Below are 11,301 nucleotides of genomic sequence, written 5' to 3' on the forward strand. Positions count from 1 at the left end.
CCATGCCGGTGCCAGACCATCTCGAAAGCCAGAAGCGCGTCTATGCCGTCTGGGCGCGCATCTATGACCGGATCTACCAGAACCTGCTGGCCGGCCCGCAGCGCGAGGCCGTGGCCGCCGCCTGCGCCTGCGGGCCCGACATCCTCGAGATCGGCGTCGGCACAGGCCTGACCCTGCCCTATTTCACCGCCGGATCGCGCGTCGTCGGCGCCGATCTCTCGCTCGACATGCTGAAAGTGGCCAACCGCAAGGTCGCCAGCCAGGGCCTTTCGCATGTCCGCGGGCTGATGGTGATGGACGCCTGCCGGCTCGGCTTCGCCGACGAGGCCTTCGACGCCGTCACCGCGCAATTCGTCATCACCCTGGTGCCCGACCCCGAGCAGGCCCTGACCGAGATGGACCGCGTGCTGAAGCCCGGCGGCGAGATCGTGATCTCGAGCCGCCTCGTCGACGATGGCGGGCCTTTCGCGGCGCTCTGGTCGGCGCTCGCGCCGCTCGCCCGCGCCGTCGGCTGGAGCTCGGATTTCAAGGTCAGCCGCCTGACCGGCTGGGCCGCGCGCACCGGGCGCTACGAGACCACCCATGTCGGCTCCGGCTATTTCAAGGTGGTGCGGCTGCGCAAGCTCGCCTCCGCGACCGGAAGGGCCTGACCGGCCGGGAACCGGCGAGCCGAGGCTTGACGAGCCCCGGTCCGCCCCCCTATATCGCGGCCTCCGGCGAACGGCAGCCTCATGGCGGGCCGGTCATTGGGGCGGGGTAGCTCAGCTGGTTAGAGCAGCGGAATCATAATCCGCGTGTCGGGGGTTCAAGTCCCTCTCCCGCTACCATCCGACCCCCCACAGCCTTGGTGGTGGGGAAATGGTCGCCTCCGATCAATTCTGTCAGATGTCCTGTGACCTCTATCTCCGGCGGAACCCCGGCAGGTGCCTTGTACACCGTGACCGTGCTGATCAAATCGCGAAGCGCCTTCTTCGACTCAGCTCCATAGGCCTCGCCCTCGCGCACGGTCGTAGCCAGATTCTCGATCGAAGCGAGGTAACGAGACACCGTTGCCGGATGAAGCGAGACGATGTTGGGCGGTTCGTCGCATACGGCAAGTTCGGCACGTAGGGCTTCGCATTCGGCTTTCCGCGGAGGCAAATCGCGCTTGACCTGGTCTTCCTCGATGAGCCCCATGACGAAGGCCTTGTAGATACGATCCTGTTCGCGCTCGGCCTGCTGGAGACGCTTCTCGATCCGGACGCGTCGATTTACACTATCAGCCGCGAGAGCCCGCCGCTCCTCGTTGTAGACGCGCACATAAAGCGCGATGCCGTCGCGATCGACCATTCGGTCGCGCAGTCCGCCCACCACGGCAGCCTCGATGACGTCGAGTGTGTAGGACCGGGAATTATCGCAGCTCCCCGCCTCGGTCGCCTTCGTGCAGCGAATGCGTGTGCGTCCTCGGTGATGATCCTTGACCGACATGCCGGCGCCGCAGGAACCGCACCTTAGCAACCCGGATAGAAGGTGCCGCGGCGTCGATCGGTCGCGTGGAGCCATCGCAGCTCGCCCTCCGCGCTTGGCGAGCGCTGCAGCGAACATTTCATTCTGCACGATCGCCAATGCCGGGACGGCTTGTTCCTGCCACTCCGCCTCGGGATTGACCCGCGAGATGCGGTTTCCGGTCTCGGGATCCTTGACCATCCGTACGCGATTCCACACGAGGCGGCCCACGTACAGCGGATTGAGAAGAATACCGTGGCCTCGCTTTCGATTACCGTTGATCGTGACCGCAGCCCAGTAGTCCCCCCGGGGTGGAGGTACACCTTCGGCGTTGAGTTCACCAGCTATGGCTCGTGGCGATTTGCCAGCGACATAGTCGGCAAAGATGCGTCGAACGATAGCGGCCTCGGAGTCGACGATCGTCAGTTTGCCAGGAGCTCCGGGAACGGGCTTGTAGCCGTACGCTCGACCACCGGCGTTTCGACCTTGCCGGATGACGCCGGCCATTCCGCGTCTCGTTTTTTGCGCCAGTCCCTTGAGGAAAACGGCAGACTGGGTTCCCTTGAAGCCGATATGCATTTCGTCGAGTTCGCCATCAGCGGCGGTGACGAGCTTCACTCCGAAGAAGTTCATCCGCTCATAGAGCCGCGCGATGTCGGCGAGGTTCCGCGACAGGCGATCGATGTCCTCAGCCAGGATGACATCGATCTCACCAGCAGCCGCCAAGCCGATCATGCGCTGATAGTCGGGTCTGTTGTGAATCGACGACCCCGAGACAGCATAGTCCGCAAAGGTCGCGGTCACCCGCCATCCCAGCTTTTCGGCGTACCCTCGACATAGCGCGTTCTGGTCTTCTACCGATCGATCGTTCTGGAGATCGGACGAAAATCTGGCGTAGATCGCCGTGCGCATCTGTTTTCCTTTTGGGTAACGTTGTCTTGACCGGCCGAAGTCGAATGATCGCGACGGGCGCATTCTCGTGCAAGCGCCTCAATGAGACGGGCGATCCCTGGATCGAGAGCGGGTTGCCGCTCAATGATCAACGTGCCCGCGGGATGCGACGTGCGAACTGCGGGACCTGCCGCCACCGCCTCAAGAAGCCCGCTATCGGAAACAGGTTTCCTAGCCATGGTCGCACCGACCACGACCTATGACGACACCGCCAGCACGTCGCCGCGAGCAGATATACAGATAGAGGTACCGGCGGGAACTCAACATAGAGCAGACTCACGGACATCCGCTCTCGTTTCCAAGAGCAGCATCCGCGCCATCCACTCGGACGTACCCGGGCACGGCACGTAATTGCCCGGCGTAGTGTAGGCAGCGAAGTTCCCACGCCCCTACACGGATACGATCAAGTCGACCCCAGTCCGAACACAATCCCTGGGAGGGTCGAGCGTTCGCCCGACCTACAGAACTTTAAGACGACCAGAACCTGCGACGGTCGCCCAATTAGCCGCTGGGTTTCGGTGGTTTGATGCTCACGACCCACTGTGTCGAGTGGTGACAGAAATCATCGCCCCACAGCTCCGAACCATACGGGCAGGACAATTAGAACATATCAGAAACGCACAAAGAATCAAGCGCGGCATCGCAGCCATAGATTGCAGATCCCGTACCCCGTGGTGCCAGGCCCGCATACAATCACGGGAACGATACTCGCCATGCCTAAGGCAACCGTCTGATGCGAGAGATTGGGCGAAGACGCCCGGGCGGTCCGTAGCCCCGCGAGTGACGCCTATGGTCGCAGTGAATCGAATGCTCGATAGGCTGTTGCCGCCGCTTCGTGCATGCTAGGAGGACGCACGGTGCAGTTGAGTGAATGCAGCGCAATCAATCGCAAGAATTGAGTTCTAATCGCAGGGGTGGGACGATGCCAATCGCTAGTGCACTCTCGGCGGCGGGGTCAGGTTTGAACGGAGCGGCACCCACCTCCGACGGCGCTTTCCGGAGGCTTACCGTCGCCGGATGATCAATACGCTCGCCCTCAACCTAGTCGCCACCGTGATGAACTGGGACAACGAGACCGCCACAGAGGAATACGGCTGGCTCCAGCTAATGTCGTCGATGAAATACGACGGATACTCGGACTTCAGGGCGGGAGTGCGGTTTCTTGAGAACCTCGTCTCCTGGCTTCGCCACTTCGACACGGCGGATCGCCCTGCGGCCTACGAATTCGTCAAGACGAGGCTAGTGTACATCTCGACCCTCGAGATGCAGAGGGTCATCGAGACATTTGTACCCGAACTGGTGACGCCCTACCTTCGGGGATCTGTAGGCGTGCAGCTAGGCATCAAGCCTTACGAGGTTTGGAAGACAGCGGAGGCCGCCACGGCATTTTCGCACCGGCTGAGGGGCTGTCTTTTCGTGGGCTTGAGCGACGGCAGCCGCATCGACCTGCTGCGCCGCGCGAACGCCGGCCGCCTCTCCCAGGAGCAGGTTGTGCCCATGATGAACGTGGACGACGAGAAGTGGAGGAGCCTCGCCAAGGACCTTAGGGAGGAAAGAGGACCGGGTGCCGTCTTCGACGACGTCTATCTGATCGACGACTTCACCGCATCGGGGACGACCTTCATCCGCTTCCCCGAAAGCGGGCCCAACGGCAAGCTGTATAAGTTCGAAAGGATCGTCCAGGAGGCCAAAAAAAGGCTTGAGGCGCACTTTCCGCTCGCGGAGGGCTACAACCTACACATCCACCACTACGTCTCCACGACCCAGGCCCACAACGCCCTTGTGGAACGCGTCGGCGAGGCGGAGAGGAAGCTTCCGGGCAGGAGCTGGGGCAAGGCGATCGTGACCGAAGGGATGCTGCTGCTTGACGACATGAGGCTCGGCACCATCGACAAGGGCACCAGGCAGCCTACAGCCACGCGCCCGGCCGACGGGAAAATCCTTGATATCTGCGGTCGGTACTACGACCACGAGCTTTACAAGCGTCTTGAGAAGCACTGCAGGGAGGCGGGTCAAAGCGACATGAAATACGGCTACGCCGACTGCGCCCTCCCGCTCGTCCTCGAACACAATACGCCCAACAACTCGATTCCGTTGATCTGGGCGGAAACCTATGGCGATGCGGGAATGCAGCCGCTATTCCTGCGGCGTGATCGGCACGGGTGAAGCCATGGCCAATCCCTTCCTGCGCCGCGCCACCGAATACGTTCGGGAGGACGAATCCTTCCTATCCATCGTCAGCCCCGCGCCGCTGACGACCTTCCTCGCGTCCAACAAGCACAAGGACGACATTTTCGAGGTGCCCGTACGCATAATCGGCGCGCCCGGCAGCGGCAAAACGATGCTGGCCACGCTGGCGGAGTTCAGGATTGTCGAGACGATCCTGAAGGATGCGACGAACCCCACGAACCGGACGCTTGCGGCGGCCCTGGGCCAGGCCGGTTTCCTCCGCGACGGCAGGCCGCATGTCGCGGCGGTCCGGGTGCCGATGGAGTCCGAGTATCGCGACTTCTGGGAACTGCCCTACGAGCCTAGTGAGAAGACCAAGCTCGCCTTCTGGCTCGTCCAGGCGCGCGCGATGCTTGGGCTGATCCGCAACCTGACGGCCAACCGGACCAGGACGATAGAGGAGATCGAGTTCGTGCCGCGTGCGAACTACGAGGCACACCTCGAGCAGATCGGCGGCCTTACGGCCGTAGGCATCAGGGATCGAGCGCTGGCCGTGCAGCGGGCGATATACTCAGTCGGCGCCGGGCTTCGCGCTCCCAGGCTCGAAGACCTCCCGGTCGATGCCACCGCTCCCTATGCGCCGCTCGACGCGATCAAGGGTATCCGCATTGCCTGGGAGGGGCGTCACATCGAGCTCAGTCCGCTGGTCATGCTCGACGACGTGCACGCTCTCCACCACGATCAGCTCGAGGCGATGTTCGAGGTATTGTCCCACCGGGAGATGAAGTTCGGCCGATGGATGATGATGCGGCTCGACGCCTTGAGCCCCGGAGCGGTCATGCGTTCGCCTGCGACGCAGCCGACCCACAACCGCGCGAAGGGCCGGGACTTCGTCGACATCCGAATGCAAGGGGACGAGGAAAAGGGCGCCTCGCGCAAGCAGTTCCGCATGATGGCCCGCGACATGGCCAAGCGATACCTCCCCATGGTTGAGGGCCTCCGCAACCGTAATGCCACGGATATCGACCGCCTCGTCCCCAGCGAGCCGCCGGCGCTCACCCCCGGCCAGGTCAAGGAGCTGGCTGGTAGGGTAGAAAAGGACCAAAGGGCGCTCCGCATAGGCGCGTCACGCCGCCAGGAGATCGACGGCATCGTCGACGATTTCATGACTCGCACCAAGTCGTACGACGATCGTCCCGAGGTCGCATTGGCGATGCAGCGCATACTGCTGCACCGGTATGCGGGGCGCGTCGCGCGGATGGAGCCCACGCTGTTCGAGGATCAGGGCCCCGATCCGAGGACGCCCCTGAAAGCCGACGCGGACCTCGCCCACGGTGCCCGTCTCCACCTTCACCACGAATTCAAGCGGCCGCTCCACTACGGCTTGGACGACGTGTGCGACGCGAGCAACGAGAACGCGGAGGTGTTCCTTCAGCTCGCGGGAGCCCTTGTTGCAAACATCGAGACGCGAGCCATACGCAACAACCCCCTGCCCCTCCCGGCTAGGGACCAACAGACGATCCTAGTCGACAAGGCGAAGGCGATCATGGACGGCTGGGCGTTTCCGCACGCGCAGCGCGTCCGCGACATGGTTGATGCGATCGGCCGGGAGTGCAGGGAAGAGTCCCTCCTGCCGAACGCGCCGCTGGATGCCGGGGCTAACGCCATCGCCATCCTCGAAGAAGAGATGGAGAGGCTTTCGTTCGACGACGAACTTGGCTCGGTCCTGAAGTACGCAATAGCCAACGGCGCGATCACGATCGAGCGCAACTATGGACAGGGCGGCAAGCGTTGGGCCCTCATAGAGCTCACCGGCACGGTCGGCCTCGTTCACGGGCTCACTTTCAACCGAGGCGGCTTCCTTCCCAAGAAGACCGACTACCTCCGACAGGTGACGGGGCTCTCCGTTGCGTAGTCACTGGTCGAATTGCATCACTCACTTCGACGCCGACGTCGACGGGTTCGTCGCGGACTACTTCTCGGAACCGTCGCGGCGCGTGCTCCTCGTGGCCGCGGCCGGGTTCGACCCCCGCTCGCAGCGCGTCGCCCGGACATTGGCCAGTACGCTGGGTCCACGGCTTACGGCGATCTTCATCCGGGAGGAGCGTCCCGCGCCTTCGGGCAAGCTGCTCGCGGCCGCGGACGAGAACGAGGCCGCGCTCCGGACGATCGTACCCGGCTGCACCATACTCCAGGTCGAGATATTCGCCGACGACGGGGCGCCGGTTGGCGGTACCAGAATCGTCAAGCTCCTCGGCCAAAATCCCGTGCCCGAAGACATCACGGATGTGGTGCTCGATCTCAGCGCGCTGTCGACCGGCGTTGGCTTCCCTGCAGCAATGATGCTACTTGAGGACTGCGAGGCGGCCCCAGGCCGGACCTTCCACCTGATGATAGTCTCCAATCCAGAGCTGGATGACCAGATTTCAAGCGTGCCGTCGAGCCAGGCCAGCGCCGTAAGGGGCTTTGCGCCCCCGATCGACGTCGGTGGTGACATGGAGATCGCCCAGGTCTGGATTCCGCAGCTCGCCCACGGCCGCGCCGCCGCCTTGACGCGCATCGGCGTGGCCATCGGAAAATGCTACAAAATCTGCCCGCTTTTGCCATTTCCCGCGCGCAACCCGCGCCGCGCGGACGATCTGCTGTCGGAGTACAGGTCGGCCCTAGTCGACGAATGGGCGGTCGATCCGCGCGACGTCGTGTATGCGTCGGAGCGAAATCCACTGGACAGCTACCGCACACTCTCGACACTCAAGAAGCGCTTCGACCGAACGATGGCCGGCACCTACCAGCTGCGCATGGTGCTCTCCCCCGTCGGCAGCAAGGTACTCGCCGCGGGAGCGCTTATGGCCGCGATCGAGCACAAGATGGCGGTCCAGTACATGGAAACGGAGAGTTACACCTTCCTGGAGGGTGATGAGCAGCACCAGGATCCGGGCGACATGATCGTGCACCTCGTGCTGTCCGGGCCGATGTACGACAGCTACGCGACGAGCGAGCCCTGATGCCAACACCGAGCTTCAGCGCGAAGCTGGACGCGCTTCCAGCGACAATCGACCTCCTTCGTGATTTCGACGCCGGGCCGCTGTCAGCTGGACTTCGAGCCGGCATCGGAAGACACGCCGTGTCGGTGGGCTCGGGGGGGTCCGCCATTTCTGCCGAATACCTCGCCCGTTGCAGGGACACGCTGGGTTTGGGCCCTACGACCGTTCAGACGCCGATGCAGACAGTCGTCGACTCGCACGACCTTAGCGGCAGCGACGTTTGGCTCTTCAGCGCCGGCGCGGACAACCCAGACGTCGTCGCGGCAGCGCAGGCCGCGGTCGATCGCCGGGCGGGATCGCTTCGCATCGTCACGCGGAACCCGGAGGGCGCCGCAGTCAAGACGGCCCTGGCAGGTGGGGGCACTGCCTGTATCGTCCCGGTCGCGGATGCCAAGGATGGTTACCTCGCCACCCACTCGCTGCTCTCCACCGTGGGTGCCCTCCTTCTCGCGAGCGACAGCCCCTCCGAGCCCCGCGGGCGCCAGGCGCTTCTCGACGGCCTCCTGTCGTGGGTCCTGTCGATGCGCGACGCCGTCAACCGAGCCGGCCTGCGCGAGACAGTCGGCGGCCTCGCAATGCATCATACCGTCATCGTCGCGAACGACCCGCTCCTGAGGCCCGCGGCCGTGCTGCTCGACACATCGCTGTGGGAGGCCTCACTCTGCAACGTGCAGACGACCGACCTTAGAAACCTCGCCCATGGCCGTCACGCCTGGCTGCACCACCGCGCCAGTGAGACGCTTGTATTGGCCGTCACCAGCGCGGAGTCCAGGAAGATATGGTCGGCAATCGAGTCGGTGTTGCCCGATCCGCCCCGGCGCCTCGTCCTCGACCGGGGGGCGGGAGGTCGTCTGGATAATGCGTTCGCCATCATCGACTGTCTGGGGATAGTCGAGGCGATAGGCGACGTCCTTGGCGTCGATCCGGGAAAGCCGGGCATCGGGGAGTTTGGGCGCTCGATCTACGGGGACCGCTCGCTGGAGGCGTTGGCTGCGACGATGCCTTCCCGGCTGAGGCACAAGCGCGCCGCGGCTGCGAGGCTGGATTCAGGCGACCGCGGCGGCCCGCCCCTGCATGAGATCTGGCGCGACCGCCTCTCTGTGCTGGCTGCCGCGGACATCGGCGGCGCGGTATTCGACTACGACGGCACCCTGGTGACCGCCGAGGGGAGATGGGAGCCGCCGCGTCAGGCGATCATCGACGAGTTGGTACGTCTTCAGGGGCTGGGCCTGAGGATCGGAATAGCCACGGGACGCGGCGGGTCCGCCGGCGAAGACCTGCGGAAGGTGCTCCCCCCTGATTTCCTGCGGTCGATTCTGGTCGGCTACTACAACGGTGGCTGCATCCTCCCGGCGGATGTCGACCTGAGGGAGCAGCCGCCCTCTCCTCATCCGGCCATCGCTGAGACCGCCGAGTGGCTCGGTGGACGACCGGACCTTTTCTTGGAGAGCAAGTTCAAGGCAAGCGGGGTTCAGATCACCGTGGACATGGACCGCCTCCAGCACCGCTATCGCTTTCCCGTCGACCTGGCGGATTGTCCTCCGGTAGCTGCGGGCGTAGTCCGCGTGGCAGCTTCGGGACACAGCTTCGACATCGTCCCGGCGACTTCCAGCAAGCTCGCGGTCGTCGACGCTATCCAGGATCTTATCGGGGAGGCCAAGGTGGTCTTGCGCTTCGGCGACAGCGGGTCGAGGACCGGGAACGACAACGCGCTTCTCTCGCATCCCCTTGGGATCAGCGTTGGGGAGGTTTGCGGTGAGCCCGACGGCTGCTGGTCTTTGTTCGGCCCAGAGGCAGTCGGGCCGGAGGCCCTTCTCAAGATCCTGCGATCTCTGGTATTGTCGAAGGACGGGGGCATCCGTCTCGACGTGGCTTCGCTTGGTCTCGACGGCTCCACCAAAACGAGTACATAGAGTGAACATGAGAGCTCCGTCCGCCCGCGTCTGCCATATCGATGTCGCAGGGACCGGATTCACGGTCCTCGACCGAATATACGCAGATGGCGACCTGGCCGAGGAGGCCCTCGGCGGCTCTTGCGGGAATGTGCTCGTCTCGCTCGCGATGCTACGCCGTCAAGTTGCGCCGGTCCTGACGCTCGGGGCGGACGACGAGGGCGAGCGGCTCGTGGACGAGTTCTCGCAAGCGGGCGCTCACGTGCAGTACATCGCGCGACGCGAGGACGTGAGATCGCCGGTATTGGCACAGGAGTTGGATACCGCGTCGGGAAACCACGACTTCAGCTTCGTCTGTCCGGACACCCGCGAGGAACTGCCCCGTTACGAGCCCATCGGAGAGGCCGAGGTCGCGACCGCCTTCCCTGCCTTGAATGACTGCAGCGTGTTCTACGCGGACAGGCTGTCCGCCAGCATCCTCGCAGCGATGAGGACAGCCAGCCGAGCGGGCGCGCTCGTCTATTTCGAGCCGTCCGAAATCGAGGAGGGCGACCTTCTCGAGGAGGCCCTGAGCCTGACCTCGATCCTCAAGTACTCGGAGGACAGGCTTGGGGAGCGACTGGCCGGACGAAGAGCCGATTGCGTCCAGATAGTCACCTACGGAGCGGCCGGGCTGGAGGTTCGCGACGGCGCGGAAGTCGTATGGTGCAAGGCCATAAGCGCGCCGCGCGTGCTCGACACTTGCGGCTCGGGGGACATGGTCAGCGTCGGCATCATTGACTGGATGCTCACCGCGGGCATCGTGGGGGACTCGCGTCCCAAGGTGGCGGACCTCCTGCAAGGCATCGTGGCCGGCCAGCGCCTCGCGGCGGCGAACTGCGCCTACGCCGGAGCGAGGGGCCTCTTCAGATCGAGGGGAGCGGACTTCGCGCGAGCGATCTTGTGCGAGCGTTATTCCGCCGCGACCATGTAGGCGTCCTCAGCCGCGCTTTCTAGGCGGAGAGCGTCGCGAACCTCCATCAGCAGCAGGCCGAGCATGTTGCGGCCGACCCCGTTCACCTCGCCCCACAGGCGGTTGACCTCATTATCGACCGTCGCGCTCTCCACGAGCCGGGCGTCCCCCGTGCCGATCAGAAGCTGCCGCAGGTCGGCGTGCTGGTTGAATTTGGCACGCAAAACCCCCCGCATGCGGTCGAACTTCGACGTCGACCATCCCGGAGCGACGTCCCAGTAGTATAGGCCGTGCGCTGCCATTGCCAGCAGCGCCGGCGACGGGGCGTCCATTAGCCACTTCTTGACTGCAGATTTGCGGGCCTTCCCGGCTTGATATGCATGCTCGCTGGTGGGGAAGGTCTCCCCCTCGAACTCGATCTCACGGCGGTAGAGATTGCTGAACGCACCGTAGGGCTTCTCGCTTGCCCGGTAGAACCGAATCTCGTCCAAAACGATCTCCTTGCAAATCAGCATCTTGATATGCATGCTAATCTGCATGAAGCCATCGATCAAGCAGATTGCGAGTCTCCACGCAAAGATCGGCCACGCCTTATCGCTGAGAGGGCTGTCCTATGCGGAAATCGCCAAGATCTCGAACGTGGACCAGAGCCAGGTCAGCCGCATCTGCAGAGGGGAGTTCAAGACGTTCAGCAACAATGTCGTGCAAGTCTGCAGGGCTCTCGACGTGCGAGTCCCGCGGTTGTTGCATGAGATGCAGATTCCGACGCGACCGGCCGGGTAATCCAATAATTAACCGGCCACTGTTC

At 63.8% G+C, this 11,301-nt stretch carries 8 protein-coding genes and 1 tRNA gene; 8 read left to right on the forward strand and 1 reads right to left on the reverse strand.

Annotated features, from left to right (window positions below; translation table 11 throughout):
- Nucleotides 1-2: 2 nt before the first annotated feature.
- From AX750_RS18255 to AX750_RS18290, 8 genes are all read left to right on the forward strand, one after another.
- Nucleotides 3-650, forward strand: a complete 648-nt coding sequence (locus AX750_RS18255) for a class I SAM-dependent methyltransferase (RefSeq protein ID WP_066734283.1) — start codon at nucleotides 3-5, stop codon at nucleotides 648-650.
- Nucleotides 651-750: 100 nt separating this feature from the next.
- A tRNA-Met gene (locus AX750_RS18260) sits at nucleotides 751-827 on the forward strand.
- Nucleotides 828-1,509: 682 nt separating this feature from the next.
- Entirely contained in the window at nucleotides 1,510-2,325 is an 816-nt protein-coding gene (locus AX750_RS26960; RefSeq protein ID WP_245282433.1) for a hypothetical protein, read from the forward strand.
- 1,128 nt (nucleotides 2,326-3,453) lie between these two features.
- Nucleotides 3,454-4,602 carry a hypothetical protein gene (locus AX750_RS18270; protein WP_066734275.1) on the forward strand — a complete coding sequence of 383 codons (1,149 nt, stop codon included), beginning with the start codon at nucleotides 3,454-3,456 and terminating at the stop codon, nucleotides 4,600-4,602.
- On the forward strand, nucleotides 4,550-6,520 hold the full coding sequence (locus AX750_RS18275) for a hypothetical protein (protein WP_245282434.1): 1,971 nt from the start codon (nucleotides 4,550-4,552) through the stop codon (nucleotides 6,518-6,520). Before AX750_RS18270 ends, AX750_RS18275 begins: the two co-directional genes overlap by 53 nt.
- Complete coding sequence (locus AX750_RS18280; RefSeq protein ID WP_066734273.1) at nucleotides 6,513-7,610, forward strand: hypothetical protein; 1,098 nt, start codon at nucleotides 6,513-6,515, stop codon at nucleotides 7,608-7,610. The genes AX750_RS18275 and AX750_RS18280 overlap by 8 nt, the downstream gene beginning before the upstream one ends.
- On the forward strand, nucleotides 7,610-9,562 hold the full coding sequence (locus AX750_RS18285; RefSeq protein WP_066734264.1) for a hypothetical protein: 1,953 nt from the start codon (nucleotides 7,610-7,612) through the stop codon (nucleotides 9,560-9,562). Before AX750_RS18280 ends, AX750_RS18285 begins: the two co-directional genes overlap by 1 nt.
- Before the next feature lie 7 nt (nucleotides 9,563-9,569).
- Nucleotides 9,570-10,514 carry a PfkB family carbohydrate kinase gene (locus AX750_RS18290; protein ID WP_156450076.1) on the forward strand — a complete coding sequence of 315 codons (945 nt, stop codon included), beginning with the start codon at nucleotides 9,570-9,572 and terminating at the stop codon, nucleotides 10,512-10,514.
- Here the strand turns inward: AX750_RS18290 and AX750_RS18295 are convergent.
- Nucleotides 10,493-11,047: an NADAR family protein gene (locus tag AX750_RS18295; protein WP_245282435.1), complete on the reverse strand. Its 555-nt coding sequence runs from the start codon at nucleotides 11,045-11,047 to the stop codon at nucleotides 10,493-10,495. The two genes, AX750_RS18290 and AX750_RS18295, sit on opposite strands and share 22 nt — an antisense overlap.
- Between the last annotated feature and the right edge of the window lie 254 nt (nucleotides 11,048-11,301).

Origin of the sequence: Methylobacterium sp. CCH7-A2, from assembly GCF_001557075.1 — a bacterium.
Classification (GTDB): Bacteria; Pseudomonadota; Alphaproteobacteria; order Rhizobiales; family Beijerinckiaceae; genus Allobosea; species Allobosea massiliensis.

What these genes read in the sequence shown, in the direction of transcription:
- AX750_RS18290 (WP_156450076.1), top strand. Translation starts at nt 9,570, where the DNA reads ATGAGAGCTCCGTCCGCCCGCGTCTGCCATATCGATGTCGCAGGGACC.
- AX750_RS18270 (WP_066734275.1), top strand. Translation starts at nt 3,454, where the DNA reads ATGATCAATACGCTCGCCCTCAACCTAGTCGCCACCGTGATGAACTGG.
- AX750_RS18285 (WP_066734264.1), top strand. Translation starts at nt 7,610, where the DNA reads ATGCCAACACCGAGCTTCAGCGCGAAGCTGGACGCGCTTCCAGCGACA.
- AX750_RS18275 (WP_245282434.1), top strand. Translation starts at nt 4,550, where the DNA reads ATGGCGATGCGGGAATGCAGCCGCTATTCCTGCGGCGTGATCGGCACG.
- AX750_RS18255 (WP_066734283.1), top strand. Translation starts at nt 3, where the DNA reads ATGCCGGTGCCAGACCATCTCGAAAGCCAGAAGCGCGTCTATGCCGTC.